The sequence below is a fragment of the Exiguobacterium sp. FD-YE-25-4 genome, assembly GCF_057004685.1.
The window spans coordinates 1,456,703-1,474,411 of sequence record NZ_CM168041.1; the positions used below are offsets into that span (position 1 = coordinate 1,456,703).

General features: G+C 51.3%; 21 protein-coding genes and 1 pseudogene. 16 read left to right on the plus strand and 6 right to left on the minus strand.

Going from position 1 to position 17,709, the window contains the following annotated elements:
* Positions 1 to 15 precede the first annotated feature (15 nt).
* The 6 genes from AC13H5_RS07505 to AC13H5_RS07530 all read left to right on the plus strand — a co-directional run bounded on the left by AC13H5_RS07505 (position 16) and on the right by AC13H5_RS07530 (position 3,974).
* Entirely contained in the window at positions 16 to 1,434 is a 1,419-nt protein-coding gene (locus tag AC13H5_RS07505; protein ID WP_483546532.1) for a sucrose-6-phosphate hydrolase, read from the plus strand.
* A 107-nt stretch (positions 1,435 to 1,541) separates the two neighbouring features.
* Positions 1,542 to 1,829, plus strand: coding sequence for a hypothetical protein (locus AC13H5_RS07510; RefSeq protein ID WP_483546533.1), 288 nt, complete (start codon positions 1,542 to 1,544; stop codon positions 1,827 to 1,829).
* 81 nt (positions 1,830 to 1,910) lie between these two features.
* Positions 1,911 to 2,327 (plus strand): YhfM domain-containing protein, encoded by a 417-nt coding sequence (locus AC13H5_RS07515; protein WP_034777539.1) that lies wholly within the window; start codon positions 1,911 to 1,913, stop codon positions 2,325 to 2,327.
* Between the two features lie 26 nt (positions 2,328 to 2,353).
* The gene (locus AC13H5_RS07520) at positions 2,354 to 3,067 is read left to right on the plus strand and encodes a hypothetical protein (RefSeq protein ID WP_214824621.1); all 714 of its coding nucleotides are present in this window, start codon (positions 2,354 to 2,356) and stop codon (positions 3,065 to 3,067) included.
* A gap of 61 nt (positions 3,068 to 3,128) precedes the next feature.
* Positions 3,129 to 3,530 (plus strand): YhfM domain-containing protein, encoded by a 402-nt coding sequence (locus AC13H5_RS07525; RefSeq protein ID WP_051627729.1) that lies wholly within the window; start codon positions 3,129 to 3,131, stop codon positions 3,528 to 3,530.
* 24 nt (positions 3,531 to 3,554) lie between these two features.
* Positions 3,555 to 3,974, plus strand: coding sequence for a YhfM domain-containing protein (locus AC13H5_RS07530; RefSeq protein ID WP_214824624.1), 420 nt, complete (start codon positions 3,555 to 3,557; stop codon positions 3,972 to 3,974).
* A 23-nt stretch (positions 3,975 to 3,997) separates the two neighbouring features.
* Here AC13H5_RS07530 and AC13H5_RS07535 read toward each other — a convergent pair whose 3' ends face one another.
* Positions 3,998 to 4,843, minus strand: a complete 846-nt coding sequence (locus AC13H5_RS07535) for an alpha/beta fold hydrolase (protein WP_483546534.1) — start codon at positions 4,841 to 4,843, stop codon at positions 3,998 to 4,000.
* Positions 4,844 to 4,958: 115 nt separating this feature from the next.
* Between AC13H5_RS07535 and AC13H5_RS07540 the strand changes: the two genes are divergently transcribed.
* The 3 genes from AC13H5_RS07540 (at position 4,959) to AC13H5_RS07550 (ending at position 7,801) form a co-directional block, all read left to right on the plus strand.
* Positions 4,959 to 5,954, plus strand: coding sequence for a helix-turn-helix transcriptional regulator (locus AC13H5_RS07540; RefSeq protein WP_034777546.1), 996 nt, complete (start codon positions 4,959 to 4,961; stop codon positions 5,952 to 5,954).
* A 219-nt stretch (positions 5,955 to 6,173) separates the two neighbouring features.
* Entirely contained in the window at positions 6,174 to 7,034 is an 861-nt protein-coding gene (locus AC13H5_RS07545; protein WP_483546535.1) for a metal-dependent hydrolase, read from the plus strand.
* Between the two features lie 8 nt (positions 7,035 to 7,042).
* Positions 7,043 to 7,801: a DUF817 domain-containing protein gene (locus AC13H5_RS07550; protein ID WP_214824633.1), complete on the plus strand. Its 759-nt coding sequence runs from the start codon at positions 7,043 to 7,045 to the stop codon at positions 7,799 to 7,801.
* A gap of 41 nt (positions 7,802 to 7,842) precedes the next feature.
* On the opposite strand, the gene AC13H5_RS07555 is transcribed toward AC13H5_RS07550, so the two are convergent.
* On the minus strand, positions 7,843 to 8,250 hold the full coding sequence (locus tag AC13H5_RS07555) for a hypothetical protein (protein WP_483546536.1): 408 nt from the start codon (positions 8,248 to 8,250) through the stop codon (positions 7,843 to 7,845).
* Positions 8,251 to 8,325: 75 nt separating this feature from the next.
* Here AC13H5_RS07555 and AC13H5_RS07560 point away from each other — a divergent pair, with 75 nt between their 5' ends.
* The 4 genes and pseudogenes from AC13H5_RS07560 to AC13H5_RS07575 all read left to right on the plus strand — a co-directional run bounded on the left by AC13H5_RS07560 (position 8,326) and on the right by AC13H5_RS07575 (position 12,470).
* The gene (locus AC13H5_RS07560) at positions 8,326 to 8,742 is read left to right on the plus strand and encodes a hypothetical protein (protein ID WP_483546537.1); all 417 of its coding nucleotides are present in this window, start codon (positions 8,326 to 8,328) and stop codon (positions 8,740 to 8,742) included.
* Between the two features lie 243 nt (positions 8,743 to 8,985).
* A pseudogene (locus AC13H5_RS07565) lies at positions 8,986 to 10,123 on the plus strand (RNA-guided endonuclease TnpB family protein).
* Positions 10,124 to 10,551: 428 nt separating this feature from the next.
* Positions 10,552 to 11,412: an ABC transporter permease subunit gene (locus AC13H5_RS07570; protein ID WP_034777554.1), complete on the plus strand. Its 861-nt coding sequence runs from the start codon at positions 10,552 to 10,554 to the stop codon at positions 11,410 to 11,412.
* The gene (locus tag AC13H5_RS07575; RefSeq protein ID WP_483545532.1) at positions 11,412 to 12,470 is read left to right on the plus strand and encodes an ABC transporter permease; all 1,059 of its coding nucleotides are present in this window, start codon (positions 11,412 to 11,414) and stop codon (positions 12,468 to 12,470) included. The genes AC13H5_RS07570 and AC13H5_RS07575 overlap by 1 nt, the downstream gene beginning before the upstream one ends.
* Positions 12,471 to 12,779: 309 nt before the next feature.
* Here the strand turns inward: AC13H5_RS07575 and AC13H5_RS07580 are convergent, their stop codons facing one another.
* The 3 genes from AC13H5_RS07580 to AC13H5_RS07590 form a co-directional block, all read right to left on the minus strand.
* Positions 12,780 to 13,172 (minus strand): hypothetical protein, encoded by a 393-nt coding sequence (locus AC13H5_RS07580; protein WP_251128549.1) that lies wholly within the window; start codon positions 13,170 to 13,172, stop codon positions 12,780 to 12,782.
* A gap of 17 nt (positions 13,173 to 13,189) precedes the next feature.
* Positions 13,190 to 13,606 (minus strand): NAD(+)--rifampin ADP-ribosyltransferase, encoded by a 417-nt coding sequence (gene arr / locus AC13H5_RS07585; protein WP_214824649.1) that lies wholly within the window; start codon positions 13,604 to 13,606, stop codon positions 13,190 to 13,192.
* Between the two features lie 140 nt (positions 13,607 to 13,746).
* Positions 13,747 to 14,193, minus strand: a complete 447-nt coding sequence (locus AC13H5_RS07590) for a GNAT family N-acetyltransferase (RefSeq protein WP_251128550.1) — start codon at positions 14,191 to 14,193, stop codon at positions 13,747 to 13,749.
* A gap of 91 nt (positions 14,194 to 14,284) precedes the next feature.
* On the opposite strand from AC13H5_RS07590, the gene AC13H5_RS07595 reads away from it, so the two are divergent.
* Genes AC13H5_RS07595 through AC13H5_RS07605 form a run of 3 tightly spaced genes read left to right on the plus strand, consistent with a single transcriptional unit; the run spans position 14,285 to position 16,583 of the window.
* Positions 14,285 to 14,812 carry a Rossmann-fold NAD(P)-binding domain-containing protein gene (locus tag AC13H5_RS07595; protein ID WP_483545533.1) on the plus strand — a complete coding sequence of 176 codons (528 nt, stop codon included), beginning with the start codon at positions 14,285 to 14,287 and terminating at the stop codon, positions 14,810 to 14,812.
* Positions 14,813 to 14,865: 53 nt separating this feature from the next.
* Positions 14,866 to 15,879 (plus strand): phosphotransferase, encoded by a 1,014-nt coding sequence (locus AC13H5_RS07600; protein WP_483545534.1) that lies wholly within the window; start codon positions 14,866 to 14,868, stop codon positions 15,877 to 15,879.
* Positions 15,880 to 15,914: 35 nt separating this feature from the next.
* Complete coding sequence (locus AC13H5_RS07605) at positions 15,915 to 16,583, plus strand: hypothetical protein (protein WP_034777560.1); 669 nt, start codon at positions 15,915 to 15,917, stop codon at positions 16,581 to 16,583.
* 85 nt (positions 16,584 to 16,668) lie between these two features.
* On the opposite strand, the gene AC13H5_RS07610 is transcribed toward AC13H5_RS07605, so the two are convergent.
* A complete protein-coding gene (locus AC13H5_RS07610; protein ID WP_483545535.1) occupies positions 16,669 to 17,505 on the minus strand; it encodes a GGDEF domain-containing protein in 837 nt (278 codons plus the stop codon).
* Between the last annotated feature and the right edge of the window lie 204 nt (positions 17,506 to 17,709).

Sequence of the window (17,709 nt, forward strand, 5' to 3'; positions counted from 1 at the left end):
AAAGGAAGTGATGTTATGAGTTGGACGAAGGCAGAGCGTTACCGCTCGTTACGTGACGTGAGTGCCCTCGAGATGGAGACGCTCCGCACGAAGACGGCGGCTTCCCCGTGGCGGTTCGGATACCATATCCAACCGCCGACGGGACTCCTGAACGACCCGAACGGATTCACGTATTATAACGGGGAATATCACATGTTCTATCAGTGGTTCCCGCTCGGACCGGTACACGGTCTCAAACATTGGTACCATGTCACATCACCTGACCTCGTCACGTGGACAGACCGCGGGGTGGCGTTAGTCCCGGAGACGACCGAAGATTCACACGGTGCCTATTCAGGTAGCGGGTTCGTGAAAGACGGGGAACTCCACGTCATGTACACGGGCAATCACCGGACGGATGACTGGACGCGTCACGCCTCGCAAGTGATCGGCGTGTTGCGGGATGGCAAGATCGAACGTCGCAATGTCGCGATTCCGGACGTGCCGGCCGGGTACACGGAACATTTCCGTGACCCGAAAGTGTGGCTCGAGGACGGCGCCTATTACGCCGTCGTCGGCGCACAACGTACGGACGAGACGGGTTGCGTCGTCTTGTATCGCTCGGTCGACTTGGATGACTGGACGTTCCTCGGTGAAATCAAGACGGGACTCGATTCGTTCGGCTACATGTGGGAATGTCCCGACGTGTTCGAACTGAACGGGCAGCACGTCCTCGTCTTCTCGCCGCAAGGGATTGAACCGGACGGGCATCGCTATCACAACATCTATCAGTCTGGGTTCTTGATCGGCAAGCTCGACGTTGAGACGTTAACATTCACCCACGGAGCGTTCGAGGAGCTCGACTTCGGGTTTGATTTTTACGCCCCACAGACGACAGAACAGGACGGACGACGCGTTCTCGTCGGTTGGATGGGACTCCCTGAAATCGAGTATCCGACGGACCGCTTCGGTTGGGCCCACGCCTTGACGTTACCGCGTGTGCTCACAATTGAGGAAGGGATGCTCAAGCAACGTCCGGTGGCGGAGATGACAACGCTTCGCCAAGACACATTCCTCGACGCGTCCGGCACATCAATCAGCGTCGCGACACCGGACCGGTATGAGCTTGAGGTGAAAACGGATGGGTCAGACTTCACGCTCGACCTGCTTCAGGTCGAGAATGAGTCACTCGTCATTCGTTACGACGCGACGGCAGGCGAATTGACGATCGACCGGACGAATGCCGGAGAGCCGTTCGCGACCGAGTTTGGCACGACACGGACGAAAGCGATTCATGTGACGTCGCTTCACGTGTTCGTCGACTCGTCAAGTGTCGAATGCTTCGTCAATGACGGTGAGGCGGTCGCCACGCTCCGTGTCTTCCCGAGCGAGCTCGAGAAACAGTTGCGCTACGAAGGCGCGACTGCGAGCCTGACCGGTTGGACGTATCAATAAGGAAGAGCTGAGCTTCGGCTTGGCTTTTTTGTTTACCTACAGAATGAACTCTATATGCTATTCTAGAAATAGGGAATAAATTACATATAGCATAGGGGATGATTTACGTGTGGATGGTTTTAGGAGTACTAGCGATTGGCGCGACACTGTTCAATTTGTATACGTTCAGCGTCGGGAAAGATTACAAGCTGCCGATGGCGCTTGCGTTGTCCTTGACCGCATTGACAGTATGCGCGGATTACAGCTATTTATCTGTCTGGGTCGAAGCGGAGGATTGGAGTGCGTTGGCGGATGTCATACCAGGTATGGGACGGGCATTATGGGTACTAACTAGCATCTCGATCATCTTGAACCTGTTGCCGATTTTCTTGGAGCGAATGCGAAAACAGGCATGAGTGATTCGATGTCAAAAATTGTGAAACCTTTCGTCCGGATTTTCGTAAAAGATGACTATCAACGTGAATGGGGTGGAGGGAATGAAACGAAATCGAGCCATGTTGACAGTGGCTTCGGCGATGTTCAAGGCTTTCATAGAGCCGGAGGAAAGTGAATTGGATAGAGAAGAAATGATTCAAGCGCGAGTCGCTCAGTCGTCAGGGATTGGTTCGTTCAATGAGACGGATTTCATCATGTTCAATGGAATCGAGAAAGTGAGACCGTTTGCGGACATGTTGCGCAATGCAGATGATGCGCTCGAAGATTCCATTCACGGGGAACCGGACTTTGATTTAGAGCTTCATTGGAAGGGCGGCGTGATGGCACAGTATCAGCTTTGGCTCGGTCAGAAGCAGCAACCGAGCTATTTGATGGATGTGACCCATCGACACCTCATCTACCGCGTGTCGGGAGACATGACGAATCGGTTGATTCAAGTGCTCGCGGTGGACGAATAAGGTAAGGAACGTGAGGGTTATGAAAAATGGATTACATTGATTTGAAATTTCGCTTCGATAAAGACCTTTCTGACAAAACATATGGCGAAAAGCTCCTTCAATTGTGTGACAAGTACGATGTTGAAATTGGCTGTCTCGGCTATTTTGAGCCCATCAACATACCTTTTTCGCGAGAACGATTCATGAATATGTGGGGTATCGAACAGGATGGTATGTCTGATTTTTTTGCGCGCCTGCATAAACGAAAAAGTTTTCTAGTCATCAATCCTTGTTATGACGGAACAGCTAGTGTGTATATCTCGCTCAGTCTGTCGAAAGCTCATTACAACGACCGGCCGAATCGATGGCTTACTCTATTTAAAGCGATGTGTATCGAACTTAAACCATATCGAGCCGCCATGTGTATGGACCCTGGTTCCAAATCTTCGCTTTATGATTATGATCGGGAATATTTTTGGTTTCTCAAGCCCGAAGAAGTTTCGTGGTTCAATTATTGGAGCGATGATTTACTGGCCTTTGGGGATGTGAATGATATTGACGCATTCGAGTGGTTTAATCGAGAACGAATCGAAAGCGGATGTTTCTATCAATTGACGGACCAGATAGATGTGTCCAATCTGGAATCGCGTATCGAAGAGGCGAGAATCATGTTTGGTAATGGAGTACTGTTGAGACGAGAACTCGTTGAAGAGGATGACATCGATTGGGATGAAGACTACTTTGATTGGGAATACAAATGATTCACATAAGTGCTTAGTTATTCATTACAAGAGGCAGAGGTGACTTATGAGGCGAGAAAGGATGGGTACTTTAGTCGCTCTAACAGTTTTGACAATTGCTTTGACCGGCTGTGGCTCGAACGATTTTCGGACGGATGGGATTGAAGAAGTCCGCGTCTCGGAATCGGACGGATTCAGCAGTTTCCAAGAGCGCGATGTCATCACATATGACGAGCTCGAGGACGTCAAAGTGTTTGCGGACATGATTCGGAATGCGGAGCAGCAACCGGGCGTCGTAAATATGGCAACGCCTGAATATGATGTGGAAGTCCAGTATCAAGATGAGACAGTGGACCGCTATTACGTCTGGCTCGGAGACTTAGGCATGCCGACGAGCATCATGGATGTGAATGATACGCATACGGTGTATCTCGTCCCGGCAGACGTGACAGATGAGTTGATCAGACTGCTCGAGCAAGGGTAAACTTTCAAAGCGAGGTGATGGCTGATGAAGCAAGCAATGAGGCAAATCGGGGCAATTACCGTCATGGTTTTTATGTTATCGGGTTGCGGCTCGAACGATTTTCGGACGGATGGGATTGAAGAAGTCCGCGTCTCGGAATCGGACGGATTTAGCAGTTTCCAAGAGCGCGATGTCATCACTTTCGACGAGTCGGAAGCGATTCGAGTGTTCGAAGACATGCTGCGTGAGGCAGACGAACTTCCCGGTGTCGCCAATTCGGTCGGGCCGGAATACGATATTGAGATCCGCTTCGAGGACGGGGAGACGGACCGCTATTACCTCTGGCTGAACGATGATCCCAAATCCGTCAGCAGCCTGTACGACGCGGACGACACAAACATCGGTTACCGCCTCCCGGCGGACGTGACGGAGGAATTGATCAATCTGCTCGAGTCAGGCGACTAAAAAAAGACGCCTGGAATGGCGTCTTACGAGTTGAGGCGGATAAAGCGCTCAATCTGTTGCTCGCTCTTCCGCGCTTGACGCCCAATCCAAATCAGATGACCAGGGCTGTTCAAGATGGTGAGTTGGGCGTGGGGGATGAGCCGCTTCGCATGATGCGCATGGCGGACCGGCACGGCCTTGTCATTTTTGGAGTGGACGATATACGTCGGGCACGTCACCCCGAGCAGCGTTTCATCGGTCACTTGTTGCCGCAGGTCGAACTGGGCACCGAGACCGAACGCCATTTGGTTCGCGACCCGTTTCAATAAGAAGATATCGTACGGGGTCACTTCGTCACGAATGACATCTAGTGCGAGCAGGCTCGTCGATTGAATCATGCGGGCCGTCGCTTCGAACGGCTGTTTTTGAATCGCCCGGAGGACGAACTTTCTCATGGCGAACTGTAGCGCGATGAACGCAGGTTGGGCGACGTTACGGCTGACGTAGTGCCGATACGGGAAGTCGACGACACTCGTCACTGCGGCCGCGAGCGTGAGACTGAGCGCATGCTCATTCTGCGACGCGAGCTCGATGGCGGTCGGTCCCCCGGCCGAGATGCCATACACGTGATACTGATCGATCGCCATGACTTCCATCATGCGACGTAAGCTAGCGGCGAATGCTTGCGGTGAGGCTGAAAATGAGTACGGAGTCTCACCGTAACCGGGACGGGATGGGACAATGACCCGAAAACCGGACACGACGAGCCGGTCCACATGGTACGGTTCGAGGCTTGACGACTGGGTCCCATGAATCAGGATGATGACCGGACCGTGACCTCGGTCCATATATTCGATTTTCGTGCCGTTGACGTGCGCGTAATGTTTCAAAACGGAATGGCCTCCTTAAACCGATTGTAATGGAAAATAACTTTATTTCATGGAAATAACATGCTACTGTCTGTTTATACATATTTTACATAGAGAAGTGAAAGGGGATTAAACCGTGAACAACCGAGAACGGTTACTCGAGGTGAGACGGTTTTTCGAACGCCACACAGATGATAATCATCCAAAGACGTTAGAAGACTTGCTCGAATATTTATCTACCATTGGAGATACTTCTAAGTTAGCAAAAAAATCAGTGAAAGACGACATCCAAGCATTGACCGATTCGGGGTTCGAGGTGCAGGATGAGCTCGAGAAGAACGGCCTCGCCAAAAAATATTGGCATTCGGCCCGTTTGTTTGAAATCCATGAGCTCCGGATGATGGTCGACGCCATCGTCGCGGCGAAGTTCATCTCGGAGGACGTGACAGAGCGGATCGTCGAAAAACTTCAAAAACTGACGAGTATTCCGGAAGCGGAAACGCTCCAGTCGATCATCAAGACACCGAAGAAGAAACACGGACAGATTCCGTACCATATCGATCGCATCCAGCGCGCGATCCAAGAACAAAAGGCAATCTCGTTCCAATATACGGACGTCGTCGGCTTTGACGCCACGAAGCGAACGTTCCCGCTTCGCCGTGACGGCGAGCGTTACGTCGTCAATCCGATTGACTTGCACTGGAACCATGAGCAATATTATTTGATTGGCATCGATGAGTCGATCGGGGAAATCCGAAACTATCGCGTCGACCGCATCGTCAACTCAGAGATTGTCGAGGATGATACGCCGCGCATGAAACATCATTTGCCGGATGACTACTTCCAAAAGTCGTTCAATATGTACAACGGGCTCGACGAGGAAATCGTCCTTGCCGTCGACGAGCGCGTCCTCCCGGTCATCTTCGACAAGCTCGGAGAAGACGTCTCGATCACGCAAGACGGAGAACGCTTCCTCATCCGCTTCGATGCGGCCGTATCCGACGGGTTCGTCTTCTGGCTCTTGTCGCTCGGCACGCAAGTCGAGGTGCTCGAACCGATCACGCTCCGCGACCATTTGCGCGAGACGATCGAGGCGATGGCCGAACGATATGCGAAGGCGAGCATTCACTGAAACGATTGAAATGAAGGTATGATATACTGCTTGCGACACTTGTAGAAGGGGGACAGGCGGATGTTAGATTGGATGCCATTAATCATTCCGATTGTCGCTGTCATTTTTGTTGCTGTCGTCGCAAGACGCGCCATGAAAATGGACCAAGAGAAATAAGCTAGGACGGACATCCTTCTCGTCATGAGGGGGATGTCTTTTCCGTCCAAAAGGAGGAGACCGGTGGATACGATTACCCATACGCTGTTCGGTCTGACGCTCTACGGGGCGGCCGATAAGCGAGACTTACAAACAAACGAAAAACGGGCCTTGTTCGTCACGACGCTCGTCGGGAGTCAAATTCCGGACAGTGACGTCATCTCGCGGCTGTGGGACACGGAAGGCATGTACCAGATGTGGCACCGCGGCATCACTCACTCGATTTTCCTCGTCCCGTTGTTCGCGCTACTCATTTACATACTCGTGCGCCTCTTGTTCAAGGTGACCGATATCCGTTACTTCTGGTGGGCGCTCTTGTCCGTGTTCATCCATAACACGGCGGACTTGTTCAACGCCTGGGGGACGGGTTACTTCGAACCGTTATCGGATGTCCGGGTCACGTTCGGTGTCATCCCGATCGTTGATTTCGTCTATTGGGGCATTTTCCTCGTCGCCTGGCTGATCGCACGGCGAACGGACGTCAGGCATACGGTGTATCGCTACGCCTGGGCAGCAATCGTCGTGCACGTCTTGATTCAAAGTGCGCAAGGGGCGTACTTGTATCAGTCGTATGCCGCCGATCACGATGAAGTGGCGCTGTCGGCCTCGTTCATCCCGACCCAGTTCACGGTCGTCACAAAGACCGATGAGTCGGTGTCGATTTACAGTGACTCGGTCTATCAAGAACCCGAGGTCCAATACGAGTTGACGAGTGCGGACGATGCCGATTTGAATCCGCTCTTCGCCGAAAATAAAGAAGCGATCACGCTCAAACAGTGGTCCCCGTTCGTGGTCGTCGTCGAGGATGATGAGCGGCTCGGCCTCTACGATCCGCGCTTCTTTGACGGTGAGTCGTCATTCCTTTACGAATACATCGAATTGTAGGTGATTCTATGCGGCGCATCCGTTATTTGTTCATCTTCGGTTACGAACAAGCACTCAGTTGCATCTTCCCGGTCGCCATCTTCGGGGCGCTCGCGTTGACGAAATGGTTCGACTTTCCGATTCCGCGCTATGACGTCCTCCTCATTTGGTGTCTGTTCGTCCAAGTCGTGCTCGTCAAGACCGGGCTCGAGACGATGGAAGAAGTGAAGGTCATCAGTTGGTTCCACGTCATCGGGCTCGGCCTCGAGCTGTTCAAAGTCCAGATGGGGTCATGGAGCTATCCGGACGAGGCGTTGACGAAATGGTTCGGCGTCCCGCTCTATGCGGGGTTCATGTATGCGAGCGTCGGCAGCTACGTCGTCCAGTCGTGGCGTCGCCTTGATTTGGAGTTTCTCAAGATGCCTCCACCGCTCATTGCATTCGGACTCGGGATCGCCATCTATTTCAACTTCTTTTGGCATCACATTTGGCTCGATTTGCGCTGGGTGTTGATCGGTCTCGTCTTTCTCGTCTTCGGCCGTGCCATCGTCACGTACCGGCTCGACGACCGCCGTTTCACGATGCCCGTCGTCGTCGCCTTCTTTTTGATTGCCTGCTTCATCTGGTTCGCGGAAAATATCGTCACGTTCTACAACGGTTGGGCGTATCCGAACCAGTTGAGCGGTTGGGTGCTCGTCGACCTCGGCAAGCTGTCGTCGTGGTTCCTGCTCGTCATCATCAGCATCTTGCTGGTGGCGTGGCAGAAACGAAGACAGGAGCTCTCATGAAAAAACGTGTGCACCCGCTTCGGGTTGCACACGTTTTTTGGTTACGTCGTTCGTTGTTTGGAGCGGGCGACCATATGGACGATGAACACATAGAGCGGGAACGTGAATGTGAGCGCGATGATCAATAGCCCGACGACCCGACTTGGCCATGCCGCTTCATTCGGAGCGGGGACGATCCGTGTCCAGACGTATGTGAACAGCGTCAAATAAGGGAGCCATAGGACGTATAGCGATAGATTCCAAGTAGAGGTGGCGAGTTGCCTGACACGTTTGATGATGACTCGCGTGAACAAGACGAGTGAAACAAGACCGATAGCTGTGATGACCATCATATAAATATTACCCATGATCAAATAGAGCCGTCCGCTGTTGGCGAGCAGTTGAATGTTCAATAATAGCAGGACCGCGAGCAAAATGGAGATAGATTGTAACTTGAGGAAGTGGGCCATATAGGACTCCTTAATCTGATAGGATGATGAAACATTATTCAGTAACGCTCGTATAATATGAAAGAGGTGATCAGGTTGGCACAATTATTTATGTTTTGGTTTGTCGGATTCATGTGTGTGTTCTCGACGTTTATGTATGCATCACAGTGGCGGAGCGAGCGCAAACTGATGAAATTGCTAGGAACTATATTCAGCATATGCATCGCAATCATTTGTTTTATGATTGCCGTACCTGATACATATGATCGCGCGCTTGGCCGTTATGAGACGAAAACCGGGAATTGCTACGTCGTTGACAATCAGTCGAAACAAGGCGGCGTGACACTCTGGTTTGAAGAGGATTCTTATGATTTTCCGGACATACCGGAGGACGTCGCATATGGACCGGGCACGTTGTTTGATTGTACCGTCACGTTGACGAAAGTGAATTCGACTGGAGTTGACTATGTGTTGAAGTCGAAAGACGGCGATCCGCTCTTTTCAACATACTAAAGTATTCTTCTGATTAGAAAGATACTTTTTTAACTGATTTAGGCGAGAATTCTCCCACCTCTAAGCGTCTCGGGCGAAGCCCAGCGAAGGTGGGAGATGAATTGCCCATCCCCGACGCCCTCGGCCACCGCTGTGACAGGACGACGAACAAAAGTTCGTGATTCCGTCAGATTTCCTCGTCCCCTCCGCGGGTATCGGAATGGGACGAGGATGATCCTGAGACCGGGCAGAGGAGGAACGGACATGCTGAAGGGCTACAAATACCGGCTCCACCCGACGGCTACACAGGCCGAGTTGCTGATCAAGACGATCGGCTGCACCCGCTTCATCTACAACAAGCTGCTCGAGGGACCGCATCGCCATCCATGAGGAGGCGATGGCGAGCGGCGGGCCGAGGCGGAAACCGCCGACACCGGCCTCCTACAAGCCGCTGTTCCCGTTCCTGTGCGAGGCGGACAGCCTCGCGCTCGCCAACGCGAAGCTGCACCTCGACGCGGCGTTCGCGAAGTTCTTCGCCGGGACGGCCGGCTTCCCGGTGTTCAAGTCGAGACGGAAGGCGCGCGCGTCCTACACGACGAACAACCAGCACGGAACGATTCGCATTGAGGCGGGAAAAGTCCGTCTGCCGAAGGTCGGGTTCATCCGGTTCACACAGCATCGCGGCTTCGACGGGGATATCCGTTCGGCGACCGTGTCGATGACACGGACGGGCAGGTTCTTCGTGTCGCTCCTCGTCGAGCAGGCTGACGAGCCGTGGGTCCCGGCCGAGCACAAGGTCGGGATCGACCTCGGGCTGGAACACTTCGCCACCATGACGGACGACGATCTCGTCACGGAGAAGATTGCGAACCCGCGCAACCTGCGACAGGCCGAGGCGCGGCTCAAACAAGTGCAGCGTGCCCTCGCCCGCAAGAAGCCCGGCAGCAAGAACCGCGAGAAGGCCCGGCTCCTTTTGGCTAAAAAGCATGAAAAAGTACGGAACCGCCGACATGACTTCCTCCACAAGCTGTCGCGACGCATCGTCGACGAGAACCAAGTCGTCGTGGTCGAGACGCTCCGAACGAGGGAGATGATGCAAGACCGCCGCCTGGCGAAGTCGATCGGGGACGCCGGGTGGGGCGAGTTCGTCCGACAACTCGAATATAAATGTAAATTCTACGGGCGGACGCTGATCAAGGCCGACCCGTGGTTCGCCTCGACCCAAGTCTGTTCGAGCTGCGGCGAGAACGGCGGCAAGAAGGGGTTGGACATCCGCGAGTGGACGTGTGCCGCGTGCGGCGCGCACCACGACCGCGACGTCAACGCGAGCCTCAACCTGTTGCGCCTCGCTGAGGATATCATGTCTTCAGGGCAGGGACTGCCCGACGAGCTTGGTCCATAACCGTGGCTGTTCAAAGCACGGTCTTCCCAAGAAGCTCCCACTTCAGGTTGCGAAGCAAGCAAGTGGTGAGTAGTTCACTGATTTTTCTGCCATTCATCCTCTGAATTCAATTATCATTTGAAATCTACTTTTTCGATAAAGCAATAGGGTGAGTGCAATGGATATCGTTGAGTTGTAAAGAACGCCGATTTCAATGTGGAAACCGTCGAAGCAAATGACTATTTAAATTTCTGAAATTTTCGGAATATTGTTTTTATTCATAAATGATTATGATAAAATCATAACAGTGTAAATGGGGAAATTTTACTTTGGGATGAGGGATATGCTTTATTTTGGAATCGGCTTTTTGGATTCTATAGTTTATGGTCTATAAGCAAGCTCGAAACGGTTATAAGAATGTATTTGTTTTTTGAGAGGGGGAGAACTTAATGAACTTGATTGCTCAAAAATCGGCTCAGTTTTTCATCACCATTTTTGTATTGATTGCAATCAGTGCTTTGCCGTCGCTCGTCGTGCAACTCGAGTTCGTGCCATCGAATTACTGGTACGGGATTCAACAACAATTCAGTCAGTTGGCGAAACTCGATGAGATTACATACTTCAACGTCACAGCGCAACGAGAGTTACCGTTATTGCCAGATCTCGGTCCGCTTATGAAAGAGACGCTTATTATCTTTACGACATCACTTGTCGTTTCGGTCGTGTTCGCCCTTATGTACGCCTATTTCTTTTATCGGAGCGGGAAGCGTGTGCGCACGGTGCTCCAACAAACGAGCCAGACGCTCGAGATGATCCCGGATTTATTTTGGCTCATCTTTTCGCAATATCTTGCAATCACGATTCATAAGACGACCGGATTTGATCGAATTGAAGTCGCTGGCGGGTTTGCCGAATACATACGTTTTCTACCGATTTTGACGTTGACGCTAACCATTCTATTCTTCTTCCTCAAATGGTTGACGAAACATATCCTCGAGGAGGAAGCGACACCGTTTCTCGAGCTGGCGCGGGCCAAAGGCGTCCGGCCGGCAGGGTTGTTCTGGAAACACTTGCTTCCGAATTTGGTGTATCGCTTCTATCTCTTTTTCCGCTCGAATTTGATCACGGTGCTATCGAGTCTCCTGATCATCGAATATTTGTTCAACGTACAAGGGATTTTCCGTTTTGTCGTCTATAATCCTGTGATGCCAATCCTACTCGTGATCTTGCTGGTCGTCTATATCCCGATCTTCATATTGGATTTACTGGCGGAGTGGCTTATCCCGAAATCATGGAAAGGGGAGATTTGATGCGTCGTGCGCTGCTACGTGACCCAGTTTTCTTAATCGTCTTTACGATTTTGATGGGCTTGCTATTGTTAAGCATCGGAAATACGATTTTTCGAGATGGTCAAGTCGATCAATTCCTGAACCGTTACTCCGATGAGGGACGGTTGATTGGCATTCCACCGCTCGAACCGTCCAAAGATCAGTGGCTCGGAACCGACCGCGCTGGGAATGATTTGTTTCAAATGATGATCGAAGGGTTCAAATGGACGGTCGGTATTTGTGCGACCGTGGCGATCGGACGGATGGCGCTTGGATTAGTAGTCGGGATTCCGCTCGCCTTTCGCGGGGCAAGGGTGAACCGAATTTTCAAAATGCTGTTAGATGGGTTTTTGATTCTACCGATTTCCCTTCTTGCCATGATGATGCTGTTTTCGTCCCTGTTGTTCGCAGACTCGACGATGGTGCCACCGCTAGTTGATCGCGTGACGCTTCAATTGACGGTCTTCGTGTTGCTCGGTCTACCTGCCGTCACGCTGTACCTGATTACAGAAATCCGGCAGTTGCTCCAACAAGAGTTTATGATTGTCGCCGAGACGTTAGGCGGCAGCGTCTGGCATCGAGTGAGGCGACACCTGTGGCCGCACCTCGTCCCGACGATGGTGATCGTCTTCATGCAACAGTTTGTGCAAACATTGATGTTACTCATTCATCTGTCTTTGTTCGGCGTCTTTTTCGGAGGGACCATTTACTTATTCGAAGGTGTGATGCCGACACTGTTTGAATGGTCGTCGATGTTCGGCTATTATTTCAAGCAGTTCACGGCGACGACCTGGATGACGAGTCACATGTTCCTCGTCCCTGCGATTGGATTGTCGATGCTCGTCTTTCTCAGTAACTTGCTGACAAGCCGCCTCGAGCGGGCGTTCCGGTTACGGCGACAAGAAGCGGTCGTCACGGAAGAGACGATGTCTCAAGCCGAGGCAGCGGCCGCGTCGCTCGCGGAGCCGTTCACACTCGTGCATGCGGATGGCTCATTTCAAAAGATGAATCAAAAGAAAGCGGACGGCATCACACACTGATGTCATCCGCTTTCTTTTAGTACTTGATTATCGTAAAACTAAGGAGGTAAAGATGGTGAACACGAAGTCGTTTATGCTCGTTTTTGTCTCGGTGTACTTGTTAATGAGTCTTCCTGCAATGCTAGGAATCGGCTATGTGATTGACTGGATACCGGAAGCGAGTCTGTCCCAACAACTTAGGGGATATGTGATCGAAGGATTGACGAATGGATTTCAGCTTAAGATTGCAATCTCAGCGATAGCCAGTCTGGTGCTAATTACCTTGCTGTCGAGACGTAGAGCCAATCAATCGCTTCGATAGACATCGCTTCATTCTTCAACAGGTTGTGCCTTCACTTGCGCCATCCACGCGTCAAGCTTGTTATAGTCGATTTTTCCTGACTTTGCCGCGTAAAAGAAACCGTGGTAGCGGAGCGTGTCCTCACTGTTGATGATGAATTCGTCTAACTCATCTCCGTCTTGATCATATAAGGTGACCCGATACGAGTAACCCATATAGCCGATACTAGGCTTTCCTTTTTGAAATGTGACGTCACTCAAGTTGAGTTCATAACCGCTTTGACCGTCAAACACGTGGATGTGGGACACGCTCGATGGTGACGTCGTGATGACCCGTTGCGGGATAAACGTCGTTGCATACAACAGTCCCACGACGAGACCGATCATCAAGAAATATGTGCGTTTGTTGTGGGATTTGTTCAAGGTGCTTCTCCTTCGTGTCAGTCGTCAATCACATCTTCTCCGGCTTGCCGCAGGTTCTCAAGTGAGGCGAGCATATGCGCGATCACATCGTCAGGGTGACGTTCCCACGCCCCAAGTTCGGCTACGACTTTGAGCGGGGCGCCCGACCGGTACGACCGGGTCGGATTGCCAGGGAAGCGCTTGTCCGTCAAGTTCGGGTCGTTCTCGAAGTCACCCGTCGGTTCGACGACGTAGATTCGTTCACGGGCATTCCCGCTCGCCAGTTCGGCTCCCCATTTGGCGGCGTCGAGGGTGGCCGTGAAATAGATGTAGTTCGACTGCTTGTCTTGGTAGTTCGAGCGTCGCTTCGGTTCTAGCAAGTCCCCAAGTTTCAGTTCGGCTTTCGTTCCGTGGAAAAACGGGCCGGGGTCGAGCGGTTTCATGTCATCGGTCATGCTTTATCTCTCCTTCAGTCAGGCTGTCTTCAAAGTATAGTGGATGGATTTAGGAGAACACAGTCTGTTTTTGGTTCGAGAATCGCGATATAATAAAGACGGGAAGAGCGTTCGGCTCTTCCTTTTTTGTTACATAGAATTCAAAGCTGTTTTCGGAACGAATAGCTCGTGATGGCGTAGTCCATTTTGTCTTTATAAAAGCGATGCGCCTCGGTCCGGGCCAGTCCGGACTCGAGGGCGACATATTTGGCACCACTGTCGCGTGCGTATTCATGGACGAAGTGAAGCAACATCTCGCCATATCCCTTCGAGCGATGGTTCACGCACGTCACGAGGTCGTAAATGAAGACGTGTTTCTCGAGATATAGATTGACGCGGAGCTCGATCCCCGCAAGCGAGACGATGGCATCGTCGGCGTATAACGCATATAGTTCATACCCTTGTGGTCGCATGGCGGCGACGAGCTCGCGATAGGCGTCGAGCGTCAGGTCGGTGCGCAGTTGGTTCATGACTGGGAACGATTCATCGAGTTCGTGTGGCGACTCGATTGGTTTGATGGAATAGATGGTCGATGGAATGGGAATCATGCCTCCTTGTGGGGATGTTGTATGTAGATTTCGCTCTCGTAAGACAGGATTCCTTCCATACCTATAAACGGACAGAAGGGACAGATACATCGTGAAACATGCGCTAGTGATCGGCGGCAGCGGGATGCTGGCGGGGACTGTCCTTTGGTTGGCAGAGGTTGGCTATCACGTGTCCATCATTGGACGGAATGCCGAGAAAATGAGCCGATTGACCGAACAAGCACCCGCCCGACTGTCTGCCGTATTGGTCGACTATCGGGACGACTGGCGTCTCAAGGAGGCGCTGCGAAGTTCGATTGCGGATCACGGAGATTTCGACTTGGTCGTTGCCTGGATTCATTCGGACGCAGCTGACGCCTTAACGTGTATGTTGTCAGCATTACGAGAGGGAACGGACCTGTTCCATGTTCTCGGTAGCCGCGCCAACTCGAGCGTTTTGAGAAAAGGGCTGACGATCCCTCAAGAAGTCCGTTATCACCAAGTGCAACTCGGTTTTCAAGTCGTGAATGGGGAGCGCCGCTGGTTGACGCATGAAGAGATTGCCGGAGGCGTGGTCGAGGCGATTCAAGGAAACAAGACGTATCACGTTGTCGGCATGACCGAGAACGAATCGGTATAAAACGGATTTGATCAGAGGCGGCGTTCGTAGAGATTGCAGAGGTGGGGTTTATGATGAAGTTGGCACGAAATGAAGAATTCTTTACAGTGGTGTGCCGAGCGTCTCGGCTTGGGGAGTTGAGAAGTCGGCCGACCGCCGTATCAGGTGGATTGTTGCATGATATGTATCAGATTGATACAGACAGCGGGAGGTACGCGATCAAGCTGTTGAATCCGCAAATTATAAAGCGTCCTGAGGCGCTCCAAAATTTTATCAATTCAGAGCGGATTGCCAACCTGGCCATGAAAAAACTTCCTGCATTGGCTGCCCACATCGTAGACGGAGAATCGATTCAAACGATTGACGGTCAGGTTTATCTCGTCTTCGATTGGGTGGACGGGAGGAGTTTGCCGCCACATGAGATACAACCGTTTCATTGTGAGCGAATTGGAGAAATCTTGGCAACCCTCCATAGCCTCGAAGACACAAAGGCTCTCGTGTTTGATGAAGTGGTGGACGAAGAAAAAGAAATTGACTGGGATTTCTATGTACAAAAAGGAATCGAACAACAAGCCGAGTGGGCCGAACGCTTACGAAACACCATCGAAGACTTGTATACGTGGCATCGACAGGCAGTCCAATCGTCAAGCATACTCACGTCAAATCGTGTCATCAGCCATCGCGACTTGGATTCGAAAAATGTGCTGTGGCACGACGACCGTCCGCTTGTCATCGACTGGGAGTCGGCCGGTTCGATTCATCCAATGCAGGATTTGATGGAGACGGCACTCTATTGGTCGCGAGATGAGGCAGGCCTTGTAAACCGGACCAAATTCTTTTCATGTTTACAAGGTTATGAACAGAAACGAACACGAGACGATTTGGATTGGCAAGGTGTCTTGTGGCATGGCTATCTCGGGAAGTTGAACTGGTTGGAGTACAACTTAAAACGATCCCTTCAAATCGAGAGTGCGAGCAGTGCGGACCGAGCCAAAGGCACGAGCCAAGTTTTATTGACAATCGATGATTTACATACATATGACGCGCAGATTCCCCGGTTACTAACCTGGTTACGTCAAGAAACTTAAACATAACAATTCGTACTGAGGAGCTGTCAGCAATAATGAAAATCTTAATCGGTCAACCAAAAATGGAGCAACACCTAGAGCAATTCATTCAAGATATCGAAGCGAACCCTGCGGTGGACTTGATCTTGTATCCAGAGGGCTATTGTCAGGTTACCCATCTGGACAAGGTCAAAAAGCTCGCGAAGACGTTTCAGACAGCGGTCGTGATGGGCTATCGGAACGAGCAGAACGTGGACCGGGCCCTCATCATCGACAAGCGTGGGGAGACACTGTTGGACCGTGCCAAGACACCGGAAACGATGCCGCTCTTCATGCCGTCAACCGTCGTTGACGATGGTCACCGATACGGATATGTGCTCTGTCGAGAAATCTTCATGGGGCTGGAAGGACTTAAATCGGAAGAACCCATCCAACTCATCTTCAATCCGATTGGAGTCGGCATGTTCAGTGAAGAGCAGTACACTGACTGGTCTGGAGAAGCGAAAAAGATTGCATTGCAACAACGCTCAATCATTCTCGGGACGAGCCATGCCGATGGGTCGTATCGAAATTGTGGCCATTCGATTCCGATGGCATATTGCTTTGATGAGACGGGCGAGGCGATATTGCTGTCTAAAAACGATACGCGTACCCGGATTGTCGATACGGTTTTAAGGACAATCGAAGTGCTGGATTCGCCTGTCGGAACGGTTCAGTGGGGATGACGAGTTGATTTGAGCACACAAAAAAACTTGAATGTACACTTCTATCCAGTGTTGATCATTCAAGGTTTTTTTCATCGGATGTATTTTAACTAGTGAACGAAATTTTCGCATTGATTTCATCAACGACCGCGTTTCCATTTTCTCGATTCACGTCATAAAACGTATCTTCATGCGTCAACGACACGTGTTCACCGCTTTGGAGCTCGTACTTTTCGAGTAACGGACGAATCCGGTCATGGACGACGCGGGCGGCCTCTGGGGACGTATGTGGATAGATGATGGCGAACGTGTCTAGGGCGATGCGATACTTATGATCTGTTCGTCTCGTGGCCAGATGGAGCTCGTCGCTGAAGTAGTTCAAGAACCATTCATATTCTGTCCGTCCATAGCGCTCCTCGAATTGTCTCAGCTCTTGGATTTGAATAAACGACACTGTGAAGGAGTCACCGTGGCGAATGAGGCGATCACGTTCTGCAGTCAAATCCATCCGAAACCGTTCGGCGTTATCGAGCCATGTCTCAGGATCAACGGCCACGAGCTGTCGTGCCCGTTCCTCTAACTCGAGCCGTGACAGCTGCACGTTCTTCACGAGTTGATGGACGAGGCCGGACAAAATGGACATGACGAGCAGCAGAACTGTAAAACTGATGCCTCTGCCGTTGAAAAACTGAACGTTTCCTGCTTCATAGATGGACGCGAACCAACGGAAATAGATGAATAGGAAGATGAGAAGCGTGACAGACAGGGTCAACCCGGCCCGTATCCCGAAGATAAGGGAAGATAAGACGATGGCAGGTAAAATCAAATAGCCGAGAAGGCCGGTGTTACTTTCGGACAAAAGGACGGTGTATGCGATCGTGCCGACAACCATACAAGCGATGAGCACGAACAAATAAATCGAGTCATTGGTCCATTGCTTCATGTTCATCCCTCCATCTGTTATAAATCAGCTCGCAATGAGCCACCTCCTCAATTACCCGTGAATCATGGGGAATAACCAATCAAAGATGTATATATCCATTATAGAACATCAGATTGAATCGACGAGTCCGTTTTTGGAATCGGGGCGAGTGCGTTCTTCGTGATTAAGTAAACGACACCACCGACACAGATGCCGGTGGTGTCG